This is a genomic window from Bacillus sp. ms-22 (genome assembly GCF_009759805.1).
Taxonomy (GTDB): Bacteria; Bacillota; Bacilli; order Bacillales; family Bacillaceae; genus Bacillus; species Bacillus xiamenensis.
In genome coordinates, this window is record NZ_CP046653.1 from 526030 (window position 1) to 544552 (window position 18523).

General features: G+C 43.3%; 17 protein-coding genes. 13 read left to right on the forward strand and 4 right to left on the reverse strand.

All coding sequences use genetic code 11. From position 1 onward, the window contains the following. Positions 1 to 84 precede the first annotated feature (84 nt). Both GPA07_RS02770 and GPA07_RS02775 read left to right on the forward strand, forming a co-directional pair. Positions 85 to 327 carry a hypothetical protein gene (locus GPA07_RS02770; RefSeq protein ID WP_008355022.1) on the forward strand — a complete coding sequence of 81 codons (243 nt, stop codon included), beginning with the start codon at positions 85 to 87 and terminating at the stop codon, positions 325 to 327. Positions 328 to 416: 89 nt separating this feature from the next. After that, positions 417 to 1415: a S66 family peptidase gene (locus GPA07_RS02775; RefSeq protein WP_008355021.1), complete on the forward strand. Its 999-nt coding sequence runs from the start codon at positions 417 to 419 to the stop codon at positions 1413 to 1415. An 83-nt stretch (positions 1416 to 1498) separates the two neighbouring features. Here the strand turns inward: GPA07_RS02775 and GPA07_RS02780 are convergent, their stop codons facing one another. From GPA07_RS02780 to cls, 3 genes are all read right to left on the reverse strand, one after another. Further along, the gene (locus tag GPA07_RS02780; protein WP_008355018.1) at positions 1499 to 1753 is read right to left on the reverse strand and encodes a hypothetical protein; all 255 of its coding nucleotides are present in this window, start codon (positions 1751 to 1753) and stop codon (positions 1499 to 1501) included. A 73-nt stretch (positions 1754 to 1826) separates the two neighbouring features. After that, entirely contained in the window at positions 1827 to 2789 is a 963-nt protein-coding gene (gene uvsE, locus GPA07_RS02785) for a UV DNA damage repair endonuclease UvsE (protein WP_157291992.1), read from the reverse strand. Between the two features lie 12 nt (positions 2790 to 2801). Next, a complete protein-coding gene (cls, locus tag GPA07_RS02790; protein ID WP_157291993.1) occupies positions 2802 to 3998 on the reverse strand; it encodes a cardiolipin synthase in 1197 nt (398 codons plus the stop codon). Between the two features lie 146 nt (positions 3999 to 4144). On the opposite strand from cls, the gene GPA07_RS02795 reads away from it, so the two are divergent. The 7 genes from GPA07_RS02795 to pyrG all read left to right on the forward strand — a co-directional run bounded on the left by GPA07_RS02795 (position 4145) and on the right by pyrG (position 14060). Beyond that, positions 4145 to 6256 carry a (Fe-S)-binding protein gene (locus tag GPA07_RS02795; RefSeq protein WP_157291994.1) on the forward strand — a complete coding sequence of 704 codons (2112 nt, stop codon included), beginning with the start codon at positions 4145 to 4147 and terminating at the stop codon, positions 6254 to 6256. Between the two features lie 103 nt (positions 6257 to 6359). Next, positions 6360 to 7535 carry an acetyl-CoA C-acetyltransferase gene (locus GPA07_RS02800; protein WP_157291995.1) on the forward strand — a complete coding sequence of 392 codons (1176 nt, stop codon included), beginning with the start codon at positions 6360 to 6362 and terminating at the stop codon, positions 7533 to 7535. A gap of 19 nt (positions 7536 to 7554) precedes the next feature. Continuing rightward, positions 7555 to 8418 (forward strand): 3-hydroxybutyryl-CoA dehydrogenase, encoded by an 864-nt coding sequence (locus GPA07_RS02805; protein WP_157291996.1) that lies wholly within the window; start codon positions 7555 to 7557, stop codon positions 8416 to 8418. Between the two features lie 11 nt (positions 8419 to 8429). Further along, entirely contained in the window at positions 8430 to 9542 is a 1113-nt protein-coding gene (locus GPA07_RS02810; protein WP_157291997.1) for an acyl-CoA dehydrogenase family protein, read from the forward strand. 16 nt (positions 9543 to 9558) lie between these two features. Beyond that, positions 9559 to 10701, forward strand: a complete 1143-nt coding sequence (locus GPA07_RS02815) for an acyl-CoA dehydrogenase (RefSeq protein WP_157291998.1) — start codon at positions 9559 to 9561, stop codon at positions 10699 to 10701. Between the two features lie 979 nt (positions 10702 to 11680). Then, positions 11681 to 12214, forward strand: coding sequence for a DNA-directed RNA polymerase subunit delta (gene rpoE, locus GPA07_RS02820; protein ID WP_008354989.1), 534 nt, complete (start codon positions 11681 to 11683; stop codon positions 12212 to 12214). 238 nt (positions 12215 to 12452) lie between these two features. Then, entirely contained in the window at positions 12453 to 14060 is a 1608-nt protein-coding gene (gene pyrG, locus GPA07_RS02825; protein ID WP_008354987.1) for a glutamine hydrolyzing CTP synthase, read from the forward strand. A 41-nt stretch (positions 14061 to 14101) separates the two neighbouring features. Here the strand turns inward: pyrG and GPA07_RS02830 are convergent, their stop codons facing one another. Beyond that, positions 14102 to 14632, reverse strand: coding sequence for a DUF2529 domain-containing protein (locus GPA07_RS02830; RefSeq protein WP_157291999.1), 531 nt, complete (start codon positions 14630 to 14632; stop codon positions 14102 to 14104). 180 nt (positions 14633 to 14812) lie between these two features. On the opposite strand from GPA07_RS02830, the gene GPA07_RS02835 reads away from it, so the two are divergent. The 4 genes from GPA07_RS02835 to GPA07_RS02850 all read left to right on the forward strand — a co-directional run bounded on the left by GPA07_RS02835 (position 14813) and on the right by GPA07_RS02850 (position 18509). Next, positions 14813 to 15187, forward strand: a complete 375-nt coding sequence (locus tag GPA07_RS02835; protein WP_003214681.1) for a response regulator — start codon at positions 14813 to 14815, stop codon at positions 15185 to 15187. A 175-nt stretch (positions 15188 to 15362) separates the two neighbouring features. Beyond that, the gene (locus tag GPA07_RS02840; RefSeq protein WP_008354982.1) at positions 15363 to 16220 is read left to right on the forward strand and encodes a class II fructose-bisphosphate aldolase; all 858 of its coding nucleotides are present in this window, start codon (positions 15363 to 15365) and stop codon (positions 16218 to 16220) included. 111 nt (positions 16221 to 16331) lie between these two features. Continuing rightward, positions 16332 to 16970, forward strand: a complete 639-nt coding sequence (fsa, locus tag GPA07_RS02845; RefSeq protein ID WP_071168431.1) for a fructose-6-phosphate aldolase — start codon at positions 16332 to 16334, stop codon at positions 16968 to 16970. 249 nt (positions 16971 to 17219) lie between these two features. Then, complete coding sequence (locus GPA07_RS02850; RefSeq protein WP_008354978.1) at positions 17220 to 18509, forward strand: UDP-N-acetylglucosamine 1-carboxyvinyltransferase; 1290 nt, start codon at positions 17220 to 17222, stop codon at positions 18507 to 18509. Positions 18510 to 18523: the final 14 nt, after the last annotated feature.

The following is an 18523-nucleotide window of genomic DNA, read 5'->3' on the forward strand; positions in this document are numbered from 1 at the left end:
TTTTGATAGGGTAACATTTCATTTTCCATTTAAATGGAATGTTGATATGCTTGAAGGTAATTGGATTCAAAAGGAGAGGGTTGTTTGAGTGAACAGGCAAAAACAGTCACGATAAAAAGCATTCACTATGTGACGCTCATTGGCTTATTTATTTTGATCATTCCAGCTGGACTCAACTCAGTCTTTTTTTATGTGGGAATGATTTTGTTTGGCATCAACATGGGAGTAAACGTCATAGACAGTTCTCTGAGCAAAAAAAAGATATTTGCGACGCTGGCCATCAGTTTTGCTCTCATCCTATTTGGACTGTTTAAGCTGTTATATTGAAGTGCACTTTATTTTTAAATCGAAGTCTTTTTGAAAAAGGGCTTTTTTTGCTAGGATAGTAAAAACTCGTGTAGGAAGGATCTGATGGAATGAAGGGGCTTCGGCGTTTACAGAAGGGCGATAAGATCGGTATTTATTCTCCCTCAAGTCCAGCATCCGCCACCTCGCCACTTAGGTATGAGCGGGCAAAGGAATGGCTCGAACGAAAAGGATTCATTGTGGTACCAGGAACATTAACAGGGAAAAAGGATCACTATCGTTCGGGGACGATTCAAGAACGAGCGGCTGAGCTGAATGCGCTGATGGCGAGAGAGGATTTGTCCTGCATCATGTCGATGATTGGCGGGACGAACTCGAATAGTTTACTGCCTTATCTTGATTTTGAGCTGCTAAATAAGCATCCGAAAATCATGATCGGCTATTCAGATGCGACAGCCATTCTTTTAGCGGCTTATGAAAAAACGGGACTGCCTGTTTTTTACGGGCCGGCGCTTGTTCCGTCTTTTGGAGAGTTTGAACCATTTGTCCATCATACATATCAATCTTTCGAGGATATCCTCATTCATCCGCAGTCCATTCCATATCAGGTGAAAAAGCCGCCCTATTGGACAGATGAACGAATCAACTGGGAAGAGAAAATACGAGACAAAGAAAAACGTCCAAACGATTGGCTGTGCGTCATAGAAGGGCAGGCAGAAGGCAGACTGATCGGCGGGAACCTCAATGCCATGTACGGCATATGGGGAAGTGAATTCATGCCTCAAGTTCAACAGGGTGATATCCTTCTCATTGAAGATTGTATGAAAACCGCCTCGATTGTCGAAAAAAACTTCTCTCTTTTGAAGGTAAATGGGGTGTTTGAACGGGTATCTGGTATTCTTTTAGGGAAACATGAGCTGTTTGATGATGAAGGAACGGGCAAAAGGCCGCACGATCTTTTACTTGAAGTGCTGGGAGATACAAAGAGGCCGCTCATTGCGGATTTTGACTGTGCCCATACGCATCCGATGCTCACCATGCCAATCGGGACACAAGTCAAAATGGATGCCACCTCATGCGAGATTTGGCTGACAGAAGCGTGGATATAAGAAATTCACGCTGAAAAGAGACAAAGGGCTAAAATCAAGATTATTTTAGCCCTTTGTCAACAATCTGGAGCGGCACTTGTGCTTTATGAAACCTTCTCTTTTTCAAATGGCTGAAGGAGGTTTTGTGCCTCTTTTCCCTGTACTACAATTAAATAGTCTGATTCTAAATGAGTGAGCCTGAAGGTTTCTAGCTCGACGATGTTCTTTATGTTGCACATTGTTTTTTTAGAATATACATATAAACGATGATGTGCGTGCTGGCACTTTTCGTATAGAGAAATAAGCTTATGTAAATTCAATGCTTTTGCAGCAATTCGGATTGAATAGATTTGAGACATCCTCATATCCTCCTGTTAAATACTTTCTCACAATAGCTTTGTTACCCCTGTTGACACAGGGGTAAACCAGTTACTACGATTTCCACTCAATGGTTCCTCCGCCCGTCCGCTGATTGCCTCTAATTGCTGACAGCTCTTCGACAAGGCGGAGCAAGGCCTGATCCTTTCGCTTTGCTTCAATCATAAAATCCACATGACGCCCATACGGTTTTAATGCTTGAAAAAGCGGTAAAACAAAGGACATCTCCACACCATCTGCATGGCTGCGTATCGCTTTTTCTGATTTTGGTGAGGATAAATGGATTTTAGGCGGTATGCCAGTGTTTGCCCACGTGTCAAACATTCTTGGCAGGATGTCATCAAGTGCCGCATCATCATCTTTGTTTGCGATGTGATGATGGTAATCGAACACAAACGGTATGCCGTGCTTTTCGCATACACCGAGCGTTTCTAACGACGTGTATGTTTTGTCATCATTTTCAAGCGTCATCCTCGCCTTGATATGTGCCGGCAGCTGTTTAATATTTTCATCAAAACGCTGTAAAGCCGATTCCTTATCGCCGTAAGCACCGCCCACATGAATATTCATATAGCCTTCCTTTTCAAGCTTCATGGCCTCAAGCATGTCATAATGATAGGTCATATCAATCACCGCATTCTCTGTAATCGAGGGTTTTGGGCTTGTGAACAAGGTAAATTGATTGGGGTGAAAACTCACTCGTAACCCGTGGCATTTCACCAATTGGCCAATTTCAAGAAATTCTTTGCGAAAGGGTGTCACAAAGTCCCAACGCACCTCAGGATGGGTGGCGAGTGGGACAATCGAGCTTGAAAAGCGGTAAAGCGGAATATCATGGGCAATCGCAAAATAGAGCGTTCTTAACGTATTGACGAGATTGGCCTTCGTCGTTCGCCATAAAGCTTCTTTCCTTTCTTCATTTGAAAGCTTGCTGTATCTTGCAAAGGTCAGCGACTTGGCAGGAGAAGCTTCCCATAAGGTGACGGCATTGGATACATAACCAAATCGATAACGCATATGTCATCTCCTTTATAAAAAATACGAGAATAGGGCACCGATCCACTCAATTGGACGCATGAGAAGCGGACGCTTTTTATATTCTTCTTCTGTCAGCCGTTCGGAAACTGCCATATGTTCACGGATTTTTTCCTCTACATGTGCGGTGAAGGCGGGGTCATCAATGGCCACATCTACTTCTTCGTTGAAAAACAAACTTCGTTTATCAAAATTCGCCGTACTGATCATACAGCGGCTATGATCTATGAGAATGGCTTTCGCATGATAAAACCCTTTATAAAAACGATACACAACACAGCCAGCGGCGATCAGATCCTTTAAATAATGAAATCCAGCTTCCTTCACAAGAGGATGATCCGCCTTCATTGGGAGGATGATGTCGACAGTGACGCCTCGCTTCCGTGCCTCAAGCAGGGCAGTGAGAAGAGGGGCTGATGGAATAAAATAAGGCGTACAGATGGTGATGTGCTGTTTCGCCTGTTGAATATCATGAAGAAATAAGGCTTCTAAAGAAAAACCAGCCGTCGCACGTGTTGTGCATTGTAATGTTCCCGGTTCTAGTGCGGGAAAAACCTCGTATTGCAGCTGCTGAATACCAGAGGAACGGTACAAATCATTAAGGAACACATGCTGCAGGTCTGCCACAACCTGTCCTGTCATACGCAGGTGATAGTCCTTCCAAATGCCAAATCTGCCGTTTTTCCCTACATATTCATCGCCAATATTAAACCCGCCAATGTAGCCGATCTTCCCATCTATCACCGTAATCTTCCGGTGATTTCTCATGTTTAAACGATAAATGAAAAAAGGAAAACGTGGTTTATTTAAAAAGTAAAATCGAATGCCGCTTTTTTCTAGCATCTGAATAGATGTTTGATCAAATGGATAGGAGCCTAATCGGTCAGTGAGCAAAAAAACTGAAACACCTTGCTCTGCCTTCGCTTTAAGTGCTTGAAGAATCCTTTGCCCAATCTTGTCGTTCTTTACAATAAAGAACATCATATGAATAGAAGAAGAGGCCTGCTGTATATCTGTGAGCAGTTGATCAAACAGTGGTTCGCCATCATGATAAAAGGTTGCATCGCCGCTTGTTTGGTCAAAAGATCGTTCGAAAGCATGGGTAGAAAAATACTTTTTGCCCATATAGAGGTCTAGACTGACGAGCAGAACGATGACAATGATTACGAGTAGAATGATCCATGCGGTCATGAAGGTTCCTCCTTTTTTGCATATTTCAATAGTGTACCCAAATGGGCAAAAAATATTGACTGAATACTCATTCATTATTTATGATAGAGGTACAACATGGAAACGGTACAAAGTGGGTTTTGGGGAATGAAAGGGGGAGCAACAAGATGAATAGCCTTTTAATTGTGAACTTGATTGCATTTGCGGCAGTGACCGCTTACGCTGTGTATTTGTTTATTTATCTCATTCGAACACGAGCGGCGTATATTCGTCTTGGCAAAAAAGAAGCGTTTCAACAAGATATGAAGAAACGGTTAGAGCGTGTTTGGGTGAATGTATTTGGGCAAAAAAAGCTGTTAAAGGACAAGAAGAGCGGCATCATTCATGTGCTGTTTTTCTATGGGTTTATTTTGGTACAGTTCGGAGCCCTTGACTTTATTCTGAAGGGACTTGTTCCAGACAGCGGGCTGCCATTAGGTCCACTGTACGGCGTCTTTACATTCTTCCAAGAGATCGTCACACTTCTCATTTTAGTAGCGGTTGTTTGGGCATTCCATAGACGATACGTAGAGAAGCTGGTTCGTTTAAAAAGGGGCTTTAAATCAGGGCTTGTGCTGCTATTTATTGGCGGCTTGATGCTGACTGTATTACTAGGAAACGGCATGAACATCATTTGGCATGGACACTCACTATCGGCAACAGAGCCAATTGCTTCCGGTATTGCCTTCTTGCTTGGCTGGCTTTCACCACTTGCGGCAACAATCGTTTTTTATGTCGCATGGTGGGTACACCTTCTCATTTTATTGACGTTTTTAGTGTATGTCCCGCAGTCTAAGCACGCCCATCTAATTGCTGGCCCGGTGAATGTATTTGTCAGCAGATTGGACCCGCCTGGCAAGCTCCAGAAAATTGATTTTGAAGATGAGACACAAGAGACATTTGGTGTTGGAAAAATTGAAGATTTCCGTCAATCTCAGCTGATTGACCTTTATGCCTGCGTCGAGTGCGGACGCTGTACGAATATGTGTCCGGCGACAGGAACAGGGAAAATGCTGTCTCCAATGGATTTGATTTTACGATTAAGAGATCACTTAACAAATAAAGGGGCTGCCATTACATCCAAAACACCTTGGGTCCCGCACCTTGCCTTCAGCCAGACAACAGGGAATCAGCTGGCGATGCAGGCGAGAGGAGCAGGAGCGGAAGAATCAGCCGCCAGTTCGATGTATCATCCTTCTCTCATTGGTGAGGTCATTACAGAAGAAGAAATCTGGGCATGTACGACATGCCGAAACTGTGAAGATCAATGTCCTGTCATGAATGAACACGTCGACAAAATTATTGATATGCGCAGATACCTTGTGCTGACAGAAGGGAAAATGGACACAGATGCCCAGCGTGCCATGACAAGCATTGAGCGCCAGGGCAACCCGTGGGGATTGAATCGAAAGGAAAGAGAAAACTGGCGTGACCTAAGAGAAGATGTACATGTCCCGACAGTGAAAGAGCTGAAAAAGGAAGATCAGTCCTTTGAGTATTTATTCTGGGTTGGATCAATGGGGGCATATGACAATCGAAGCCAAAAGATTGCTCTGGCGTTTGCAAAACTGCTCAATGAAGCAGGGGTATCTTTTGCCATCTTAGGCAATAAAGAGAAAAACTCTGGCGATACACCTAGAAGACTCGGGAATGAATTTTTGTTCCAAGAACTTGCTGCCAAAAACATTGAAGAATTCCAGAAAAATGGTGTGACCAAAATCGTTACGATTGATCCGCATGCTTACAATTTATTTAAAAATGAATACCCAGACTTCGGGCTTGAAGCAGAGGTGTACCATCATACAGAATTGCTGGCAGAGCTAGTGAAAGAAGGGAAATTAACGCCTATTCATGAAGTGAACGAGGTCATCGCCTTCCACGATTCTTGCTACTTAGGCAGATATAACGAGGTATATGATCCGCCAAGAGATATTTTAAAAGCCATTCCTGGTGTGACACTGAAAGAAATGGAACGAAATCGTGAATCCGGGATGTGCTGCGGTGCCGGCGGCGGCTTAATGTGGATGGAAGAAGAGACAGGTAATCGAATTAACGTTGCGCGGACGGAGCAGGCCCTACAGGTGCAGCCGTCTATCATCAGCTCAGGATGTCCTTATTGTTTAACCATGCTTGGAGATGGGACGAAAGCGAAGGAAGTAGAGGAGCAAGTAGGTACTTTTGATGTCGCAGAACTTCTTGAAAAATCAGTGTTTGGCGAGACCAGAACCGAGGCCTCGTAAACATGTCAAGCCGATGAATATGCTGTTCATCGGCCTAAGTATGGAAATGCTTCATCAGCTGTCTAATAGATATGTAAGCGGTAACAAACAGGAGGGGAAAGACATGAGTAAGACGGTCATTGTTTCTGGAGCGAGAACACCATTTGGAAAACTGGGCGGGCTTTTAAGTGAACTGACTGCCGCCGAATTAGGTGGAATCACAATCAAGGCTGCGCTGGAAGGTACCTCAGGCTCTCATGAAGTGGATGAGGTCATCATGGGAAACGTACTTCAAGGAGGACAAGGTCAAATCCCTTCAAGGCAAGCAGCTAGATATGCTGATCTCCCATGGTCGGTTCCGGCGCAAACCATTAACAAAGTCTGTGCTTCAGGAATGCGTAGCGTCAGCACAGCTGATCAGATGATTCGAGCAGGAGATGCCAACGTCATCATCGCTGGCGGAATGGAATCTATGTCTCAAGCTCCCTATCTTCTAAAAAAAGCACGCTGGGGCTACAAGATGGGAGATGGCGCAGTGCAAGATGCGATGATTTTAGATGGGCTTACCTGTTCATTTACAGGAGTCCATATGGGCGAATACGGCAGTATGGCGGCAAAAGAGCTCGGTATTACACGAGAGGAGCAAGATCTCTGGGCGTTAAGAAGCCATGAACGAGCAGTTGAGGCTCAAAAAAGCGGCTTTTTTCAAAATGAAATCACTCCAGTCACCGTCAAGACGAAAAAAGGAGAACAGCTGATCACAGAAGATGAATCTCCGCGGCGTGATACGTCATATGAACGATTATCAAAACTCCTGCCCGTTTTCGACCAGACTGGTACAATCACTGCCGGAAACGCACCGGGTGTCAATGACGGAGCAAGTGCGCTCCTATTAATGAAAGACACCTATGCCATGCAGCAAGGCGAAAAACCGCTGGCGGCGGTGCTTGGGCATGCGCAGGTAGCAACAGAGGCAAAGGACTTTCCGAAAACACCAGCCTTTGCCATCGAAAAGCTTTTAAAGAAAACAGGCAAACGGGTGGAGGATATCGATTTGTTTGAAATCAATGAGGCCTTTTCAGCGGTGGCATTGGCATGCGAAAAAACCCTCGGGCTGGACCGGCGGAAAATGAATGTGAACGGAGGGGCCGTCGCCCTTGGTCACCCGATTGGGGCAAGCGGAACACGTATCATACTAACCTTGATTCATGCACTCAGACAAAGAGGGGGCGGCATTGGCATTGCTGCGATTTGCAGCGGCGGCGGTCAAGGAGATGCCATCATGATCAAGGTGGATTAAAAAGGAGGCGTTCATTGTCATGAGTACAGAAGAGACCGTCATGGTCGTTGGGGCTGGTCAAATGGGTTCAGGCATTGCCCAAGTATTTGCGCAGTCAGGCTACACAGTCCTACTCCATGATACAGCAGAAGAGCATGTTCATAGAGCCATTTCCTCTATGACCAAACAGCTGACGAAACGAGCAGAAAAAGGAAAGCTGGCACATCAGGCAGTCCGTGATATTACGCAGCGGCTTGCCGTCTCAACGGATCTAAAGGACGTACAGCAGGCACATTTAGTGATTGAAGCGGCATCTGAACAAATGAGTGTCAAAAAACAAATCTTTGAAACCCTCGATCAATTTGCACCAGATGACACGATATTTGCGACAAATACGTCTTCCTTGTCGATCACAGAATTAGCAGCCGTGACGAAAAGACCGGAGAAAGTGATTGGGATGCATTTCATGAATCCAGTTCCAGTGATGAAGCTGGTTGAAATCATACGTGCACTGCAAACGAATGACGCCACGTATCAAGTCGTTTTTGAAACAGCGAAGGCATTAGATAAAACCCCTATTGAAGTGGAAGACTTCCCTGGGTTTGTGTCAAATCGCATTTTGATGCCGATGATCAATGAAGCCATTTACACCCTTTATGAAGGTGTGGCAGATGCAGAAAGCATTGACGGTATCATGACGCTTGGGATGAACCATCCAATGGGCCCGCTTCGTCTTGCTGATCTCATTGGACTGGATACCTGTTTATTTATTATGAATACTCTTCACGAGGGTCTTGGAGATAGCAAATATCGACCTTGTCCTCTTTTGAAAAAATACGTGAACGCAGGCTGGCTGGGCAAAAAGACAAAGAGAGGTTTTTACACTTACCACGACCACTCATAGGGGGAGTCAAGATGGATGTGTTGCTGACAGAAAAACAACGTCTTTGGAAAGAACAGGTAGCCGCGTTTGCACGCCAGCATGTATTCCCTGAAGTAGAAGCGATGGAACAGGGCGTGTTCCCGAGAACACTTTTAAATGAGATGGGACGGCAAGGCTTTTTAGGCATTCCAATCCCAGCTACGTATCAAGGATTAGGGGCAGATTTTACAACATATATCATGGCGATTCATGAACTATCGAAAGTGAGCGCCACCATTGGTGTTATTGTGTCCGTTCATACCTCCGTTGTGACGATGCCTATTTTGGCGTTTGGAACGACTGAACAAAAAGAATCCTACGTACCGCTGCTTGCGTCCGGGCAGAAGCTGGGCGCCTTTTGTCTAACTGAACCGAAGGCAGGATCAGATGCCTCTAGTATTCAGCTGAGAGCAGAGCGGGTAGACGACCACTATGTGTTAAATGGAACGAAAATTTTTATCACAAGCGGCGGGGAAGCGGAAGTGTATCTTGTATTTGCCGTGACAGACCCCGCATCTGCTAAAAAGAATATATCGGCGTTTATTGTCGAAAAAAATACCCAAGGATTTACGATCGGAAAAGATGAGAAGAAGATGGGCCTGCATGGATCAAAAACAGTCACGCTTCATTTTGACGGTGTGCGAATTCCAAAAAAGCAGCTGCTCGGTGCAGAAGGAGAAGGCTTTCGGATTGCCATGTCTAGCTTAAATGCAGGGAGAATTGGCATCGCGGCTCAAAGCCTTGGCATTGCAGAAGCCGCATTAGCTGAGGCGGTGACGTATTTAAAGCAGCATCCAGCCGGCCTTGAAACAACCATTCGGCTAGGCGATCTGGGAACAAAGCTTGAAGCGGCAAAACTTCTCGTCTATCAAGCGGCTTCTTTTAAAGAGGTCAATCGTCCTGTCACAAAGGAAGCGTCGATGGCAAAATTATTTGCCTCTAAAACGGCCGTTGAGATCAGTACAGAAGCCATCCATTTACTTGGCATGGCCGGTTATACCAATCAATACAACGCAGAGCGCTACTTTCGTGATGCGAAAATTTGTGAAATCTATGAAGGAACTAGTGAAATTCAAAGGCTGGTTATTTGCAAACAGCTAATATGAAATGAGGTGGCTCATGATGCAGTTCCAATTAAGTGACGAACATGAAATGATACAAAAAATGGTGAGAGATTTTGCGAAAAATGAAGTGGAGCCAACAGCAGCGGAGCGAGATGAAAAAGAAATCTATGATCCCGCTATTTTTCGCCAAATGGCGGAGCTTGGTTTAACGGGAATCCCTTGGCCAGAAGAAAATGGGGGGATTGGCAGTGATTATTTGGCCTATGTCATAGCGGTTGAGGAGCTCTCACGAGTGTGCGCCTCAACAGGCGTCACCCTGTCTGCCCACACATCACTCGCCTCATGGCCAATCTATACATTTGGGACAGATGAGCAAAAGGAGACGTATTTAAAGCCGCTTGCAGAGGGCCGAAAGATAGGGGCTTACGCCTTAACTGAAAATGGATCAGGCTCAGATGCCGCCGGAATGAAGACAACAGCAGTAAAAGCGGGCAATGAATACGTCTTAAATGGAGCGAAAATTTTTATTACAAATGGAGGCATTGCGGATGTTTATATTGTGTTTGCTGTCACTGACCAAGATGCTTCATCCCGCAATACAACCGCCTTTATTGTAGAAAAAGAGACGCCAGGCTTCTCAATAGGCAAAAAAGAAAGCAAACTGGGCATACGCTCATCGCCAACGACAGAAATGATCTTTGAAGACTGTCGTATTCCCGACAAAAATCGGCTCGGTCAAGAAGGAGAAGGGTTTAAAATCGCAATGATGACGCTCGACGGCGGCAGAAACGGCATTGCCGCTCAGGCGGTTGGAATTGCACAAGGTGCTCTAGATGCGGCAGTTAATTATGCAAAAGAGCGCAAGCAATTTGGCAAACCAATCATTCAGCAGCAAGGAATTGCTTTTAAGCTAGCCGATATGGCAACAGCGATTGAGGCATCAAGACTGCTCACCTATCAGGCTGCATGGCTTGAAACGAAAGGGCTTCCGTATGGAAAAGAATCAGCCATGTCCAAGCTCTTTGCCGGTGATACAGCCATGAAGGTGACGACAGAAGCCGTACAAATCTTCGGCGGATACGGCTATACAAAGGATTACCCAGTTGAACGATACATGCGTGATGCGAAAATCACGCAAATCTATGAAGGCACACAAGAAATTCAGCGGCTGGTCATCTCAAGGAAACTGCTAGATATGTAGACAACAAGCAAAGACCACCTGATGTGAGGTGGTCTGTTTTGTTACGGTTCAATTAGTTTTGAAATTTTTAAAACAGTAGCAAAATCTAAAGGTTTTTTAGGGTGAAAAAGGATTGTATCTTTAACTTAAGAGTGATCTGTCACCGATGATGTAGAGAGTATTGATTCATATGAACTGGCAACAAACCTACTGAAGCATTAGACACTAAATAAAGGATTAACTAAATCTGCACAAAAGGTAATAATCGTTTTTTCCTGAATTTAAGATAATTTCCAGTATCGATCCATCTTATCGTGGGATTGTGTTAAAATTGAAGAAATATAAATATTTGGAGGTTCTTATGACCACTACTACCATCTTAGGAATCGTAACCATGGTTATATGGATTCTGGTTTCCGCAGAACTTTCTAAGAATTCAAAAAAGGACAATGATCAAAAAGAAAACAGTCGTAGAAAATTAATTGTATTCATGTTTGCAGGAATTGTATTGACCATAGCTGTAGTCATTTCATTATTTCAGAAACTTTAGATTAAGATAAATAAAAGTGTATAGCTATAAAGTTTTCATCATTTCATTTTTAACCATAATTATAAGTGAGGCAATCGTCTCACAGACATTACATAATGAAAGCAAAGCTCAATGTTTGAGAAATATATAACAAATTAATTCAATTAGTAAATATGTAACTTAATGAGAGTGTTTTGAATTTTGCAGAAAATATCAGGAATTAGCTTATTTCTAAAATGCTGGATATTATTCAAACTACATAAATCAGGAATCAGGCCAATTTAACGCAAATGACTGGATTTTAACGCTCATCATATGAAAAAATCAAAAATTAACATCAATAAAGGTGGCATAAACTCCCCTAATTTGTTTATAATGAGAGGTATGGTTTGTCGTAAAAATAAGGTATAAATACTTATTATTTCACTGATAAATGGATACATACATGTAATAGAAAGGGAGTGTCTGACCTTGAGTTTGAAAGAATACTCACAGGAACAGCTCAAACAAATGTCTTTAGTTGAACTTGCTTATGAAATTTTCAGAGACAGCAAAAAGCCGGTTACGTTTTCCGAGTTAATAGATGAAATTGTCCGTTTGCAAGGGATACAAAAATCTGATCTGGATGATCGACTTGCCCAATTTTATACAGATTTAAATATAGATGGCCGCTTTATTTCGTTAGGTGATCAGAGATGGGGACTTCGCAGCTGGTATCCAGTTGATCAAATCGAAGAAGAAGTTCAGCCAGTTGTGAAAACAAAAGCGAAAAAGAAAAAAACAAAAGCAGCTGTCGTTGAAGAAGACTTCGATGATATTGAAGAAGAAGAAATCGAAGATCTTGAAGAAGATCTTGAACTTGTTGAAGACGACGATGTTCTTGACTTAGATGATGAGGAAATTGATGAAGATCTAGAAGACTTCGACGAAGATGATGATGAAGATGACGACGGCTTAACGGAAATTGACGAAGGCGATTTAGCCGATGATGAGGAAGAAAAATAACCCTCACAAACCGGTTCTCAAAACAGGACAAAACCGTCTTGACTTTCCAGAGCGAACTATGTAGTATGTATTTTGGGCTCTCTAAAAAAGAGTACGTAAAGATACGTTCATTTACGCTCCCTTTCATTTATTTGAAAGGGAGCTTTCTTATTTTTCAAGAGATTTAGGGATACACTCTAAAAGGATGAAGCTGTGCATGTCTAGTCATGCAAGGGTAAAAAAGAGAGGAGCATACGAAATGACAAAGTATATTTTTGTAACAGGAGGAGTTGTTTCCTCACTTGGAAAAGGGATCACGGCTGCATCGTTAGGCCGCCTTCTGAAAAACAGAGGGATGGATGTCACCATTCAAAAATTTGATCCATATATCAATGTAGACCCAGGGACGATGAGTCCATATCAGCACGGTGAGGTATTTGTCACAGATGACGGTGCTGAAACAGACCTTGACTTAGGTCACTACGAGCGTTTCATTGATATTAACTTGAATAAATACAGCAACGTAACGACGGGTAAAATCTACTCTACCGTCCTGAAAAAAGAGCGCCGCGGCGACTATTTAGGCGGAACAGTACAGGTCATTCCCCACATTACAAATGAAATCAAAGACCGTGTGTACCGTGCAGGGAAAGAAACGGGTGCAGATGTTGTCATTACAGAAATCGGTGGAACAGTTGGAGATATAGAATCTCTTCCATTCCTTGAAGCCATTCGTCAAATGAAGAGTGACATTGGCCGTGAAAACGTGATGTACATTCATTGTACCCTTGTTCCTTACATCCGTGCAGCAGGCGAACTGAAAACAAAACCAACACAGCATAGTGTCAAAGAACTTCGCAGCCTCGGTATTCAGCCGAACGTCATTGTGGTCAGAACAGAAATGCCAATGACACAAGATATGAAGGACAAAATTGCTTTATTCTGTGATATTGATACAAAAGCTGTGATCGAATGCCAAGATGCAGACACACTTTACTCCATTCCGCTTGATTTACAAAAACAAGGATTAGACAAGCTTGTATGTGAACACATGAAGCTTGACTGCCAAGATGCGGACATGACGGAATGGAAGGCACTTGTTGACAAAGTGCAAAACCTTTCAAAACAAGTCACAATTGGACTTGTAGGGAAATATGTTGAGCTGCAAGATGCATACATTTCTGTCGTTGAATCACTTCGTCATGCTGGCTATGCATTTGATGCGGATGTGCAAATCAAATGGATTAACGCAGAAGAAGTCACAGCAGAGAATATAGCTGATTTCGCTCAAGATGTAGACGGCATTATCGTCCCTGGAGGCTTCGGAGACCGCGGAGTGGAAGGGAAAATCATTGCAACACAATATGCCCGTGAAAACAAAGTGCCATTCTTCGGCATTTGCTTAGGCATGCAAGTCGCATCTATCGAATATGCGCGAAACGTACTAGGCCTTGAGGGAGCACATTCCGCTGAAATTGACCCGGAAACAGCATTCCCAATCATCGACCTTCTTCCAGAACAAAAGGATATAGATGACTTAGGCGGAACACTTCGCCTTGGCCTGTACCCATGTAAATTAAATGAAGATTCGAAAGCGTATGCTGCATACAATGACGAAGTGGTCTATGAACGTCACCGTCATCGCTATGAATTTAATAATGAATTCAGACAGCAAATGGAAGCTGCAGGCTTTGTCTTCTCTGGTACGAGCCCAGACGGACGCCTTGTTGAGATCATTGAGCTGAAGGATCACCCTTGGTTCCTTGCTTCTCAGTTCCACCCAGAATTCATTTCAAGACCGACAAGACCACAGCCATTATTTAGAGATTTCGTTGGTGCTTCACTGCAAGCATCTGAATCAAAATAAAACAAAAAACTGCCGAGAAGATGATATTCTCGGCAGTTTTTTTATTCAAATTCTTCTACGATTTCTTTCACAGTAAACGATAGAGCATGATAGACATATAAGCAGGTCATCAATGCAGGATAGCCGAATCTTGTTCCATCCTCAGCAGGCACTAGTGGTTTTTTGAGCTGGAAATCAATGTGGACATCACAATGTTCTTCAATCAATGACGGTTCCTTTTGTGCTGGACCGACACCGACAATAGGTGTACCTTGCGCATGCAGCTCTTTGACAAGAGATTGAATCTCCTGATCTTCTGGATTTGAATAAAAAAGCAGCACCCTGTCACTTGGGTGAAGTAAGCTGCGTTCCTTTTGATCGAGAGGCAACACTTTTGCACATGGAAAAGGCTCGTTGCTTTCGGATGCCTCAAGGGCGACAGCGGCCAATTCATTCTTTCCATGAAAATAGACAGCATGGCCACTAACGACAGCCTGAGCAAGAAGGCGTGCCCCATCTTCAATCGCTTCTGCCTGTTTATCTCCAATACGTGAAAAAATACCTGATAATTGGGTAGTAAAAATTTTTAACAAGACTCATTTCCTCCTTCGGTCAGATCATTTTATAATAGAATATAAAGAGAATATTAGGAAAAATGCTCAGAAAATGTCGTAAAGTAAACTATTATAAATAAAGGAAATGTGAAAATCAAACAGAATTATTTAACAACAGCTCTTTTTATGGCGAAAAATGAAAGCAATGGGGTGTAACAGATGAATGAGAAAATTTTAATTGTCGATGATCAGTACGGTATTAGAATCTTATTGAATGAAGTGTTTCATAAAGAAGGCTATCAAACCTTCCAAGCCGCCAACGGGCTACAGGCATTAGATATTGTGAAGAATCATAGACCCAACCTTGTCCTGCTGGATATGAAGATTCCCGGAATGGATGGAATTGAGATTTTAAAACGGATGAAATTAATTGATGAAGACATCCGCGTCATCATTATGACAGCCTATGGCGAGCTAGATATGATTCAAGAATCTAAAGAACTCGGTGCCTTGACGCACTTCGCTAAACCATTTGATATTGATGAAATCCGTGATGCAGTCAAAGAATACTTGCCGCTTGAAACAAACGGCTAGATGGAAATGATTGAATCGAGTCATTCTGTTGCCGATTTGTCGAATAATTGGTATTCTAGATAAGAAGAAAGCGATCTGACTTTGAAAGTTTACATATGGCGAGAAATTCTGGTCATGCTAGGGTGGAGAGCTTTTTTTAGTAAGCAAATTAGCTACATAGGGAGGATTTTTCATCATGCCTTTAGTTTCAATGACAGAAATGTTGAAAGACGCAAAGGAAAAAGGTTACGCTGTTGGACAGTTTAACTTAAATAACTTAGAATTCACGCAAGCGATTTTACAAGCTGCTGAAGAAGAGAAATCTCCAGTTATCTTAGGAGTATCTGAAGGAGCAGGACGCTACATGGGCGGCTTCAAAACAGTTGTCGCAATGGTAAAAGCGTTAATCGAAGAATATAATGTGACAGTTCCTGTTGCGATTCACTTAGATCACGGTTCAAGCTTTGAATCTTGTGCAAAAGCGATTCATGCAGGATTTACTTCTGTTATGATTGATGCTTCTCACCATCCATTTGAGGAGAATGTAGCAACAACTGCAAAAGTAGTTGAGCTTGCACATTTCCACGGTGTATCTGTAGAAGCTGAACTTGGAACTGTTGGTGGACAAGAAGACGACGTCATCGCTGAGGGCGTTATTTATGCTGATCCAAAAGAGTGCCTAGAGCTTGTAGAACGTACGGGTATTGACTGCCTTGCACCTGCACTAGGTTCTGTTCATGGTCCATACAAAGGTGAACCAAACCTTGGTTTTGCTGAAATGGAAGAGATCGGAAAAGCGACAGGTCTTCCACTTGTTCTTCACGGCGGAACAGGTATCCCAACTGCTGACATCAAGCGTGCGATTTCACTTGGTACAGCAAAAATCAATGTAAACACTGAAAACCAAATTGCTTCTGCAAAAGCAGTTCGCGAAACACTTGCTGCGAAAACAGAAGAGTATGATCCACGTAAATATCTTGGACCAGCTCGTGACGCAATTAAAGCGACTGTTATCGGCAAAATGCGCGAATTTGGTTCTTCTAACCAAGCATAATTTGATGAGAACCGAAAGCCGCCTGACTCACAGGCGGTTTTCTCCATATCTTGAGAAAGCGCAATCAAATTTACATTTCAGACAATTTATTGATAGGAGAGTGGCACAGTTATGTTATTTTTCGTAGATACAGCGAATATCGCAGACATTAAAGAGGCACACGAGCTTGGCATTTTAGCAGGTGTTACAACAAACCCTAGTTTAGTAGCGAAAGAAAAGGACGTATCATTCCACGACCGCCTTCGCGAAATCACTGACGTAGTGTCAGGTTCTGTCAGTGCGGAAGTCATTTCCCTAAAAGCAGAAGAAATGATTGAAGAAGGAAAAGAGCTTGCTGCTATCGCACCAAATATCACTGTCAAAATTCCAATGACTACAGATGGTCTTAAAGCTGTCAAAGCATTAACAGACCTTGGTATCAAAACAAATGTCACGCTGATTTTTAATTCAAATCAGGCACTTCTTGCAGCTAGAGCTGGTGCGACATATGTTTCTCCATTCCTTGGTCGTTTAGATGACATTGGCCACAACGGTCTTGATCTCATCAGTGAAGTGAAAACCATTTTTGATGTTCATGGATTAGATACACAAATCATTGCTGCATCCATTCGTCACCCGCAGCATGTGACAGAAGCTGCACTTAGAGGCGCTCATATCGGTACAATGCCGCTGAAAGTCATCAAGCAGCTGACAAAACACCCATTAACGGATGCAGGCATTGAGCAATTTTTAGCAGACTGGAATAAATAAGTGATTGTGGCAGACGGGATATGTGGTTCCGTTTGCCGCAGTTTTCCTTTAAAAACGCTAAGAAATGTTTTGTGCAAAGAAGAGAACATCACAGCCTCGCAAAGCTTCGATTATTTTTCTTCCGACAAATTTCGTTTAATCTGTATTCTTTCTCTTGATATTGGCTAAATTTTGGACAAGACCTTTTAAAGCGCGACATCCACAACAGTATAACTCCAACAGTGATCTTCTTTAAGAAGGGAGACAAATATGGAAAAGTTAAACATTGCCGGCGGTGACCCATTGCGCGGGACCGTACATATTAGTGGTGCGAAAAATAGTGCTGTAGCACTGATTCCTGCCACGATTCTCGCTAATTCTTCTGTAACGATTGAAGGCCTTCCGCATATTTCAGATATTGACACATTACGAGATCTGTTAGAAGAAATTGGCGGAAAGGTCACTTTTGAAAAAGGTGAAATGGTTGTCCATCCTGAATCAATGATCAGCATGCCGCTTCCTAACGGGAAAGTGAAGAAACTGCGGGCGTCCTATTATTTAATGGGGGCCATGCTAGGCAGATTCAAGCAGGCTGTCATCGGTTTGCCAGGAGGATGTCACTTAGGACCTAGACCGATCGATCAGCATATCAAAGGCTTTGAGGCACTTGGAGCCGAGGTGACAAACGAGCAAGGAGCGATCTATTTACGTGCTGAAAAGCTAGTAGGAGCCCGTATTTATCTCGATGTTGTCAGTGTAGGTGCAACCATTAATATCATGCTGGCCGCTGTACTGGCCGAAGGGAAAACGGTGATTGAAAATGCCGCCAAAGAGCCAGAAATTATTGATGTAGCGACACTGCTTGCAAGCATGGGAGCCAACATCAAAGGTGCGGGTACTGATGTGATTCGAATCGATGGTGTAGAATCTCTTCATGGCTGCAAGCATTCGATCATTCCTGATCGCATAGAAGCAGGTACGTTTTTAATTGCAGGTGCAGCGATGGGGGATGAAGTTGTACTTGATAATGTGATCCCAACTCATTTAGAATCAATTACGGCGAAACTGAGAGAGATGGGGTTCACAATTGAAACGAGCAACGATCAGATGCTGATTGTTGGCAGAAATGAAGGACTCAAGCCTGTCGATATCAAAACCCTTGTGTATCCGGGCTTTCCGACCGATCTTCAGCAGCCGATGACCGCTTTGTTAACAAAAGCAAAAGGCACGAGTGTTGTCACAGATACGATTTACTCTGCCCGCTTTAAGCACATTGACGAATTGCGCCGCATGGGGGCAAACATGAAGGTGGAAGGAAGGTCTGCCATTATTACGGGGCAAACTCAGCTTCAAGGAGCAAAAGTAAAAGCAAGTGATCTGCGTGCAGGTGCTTGTCTTGTTGTCGCAGGGTTAATGGCAGACGGTGTGACCGAAATCACAGGGCTTGAACATATAGACAGAGGATATAGTATGCTTGAGGAGAAGCTTGAAGGCTTGGGTGCAACCATCTGGCGTGAAAAGCTGAATGATCAAGAAATAGAAGAACTTCAAAATTCATAAGGCTTTGACTGTGA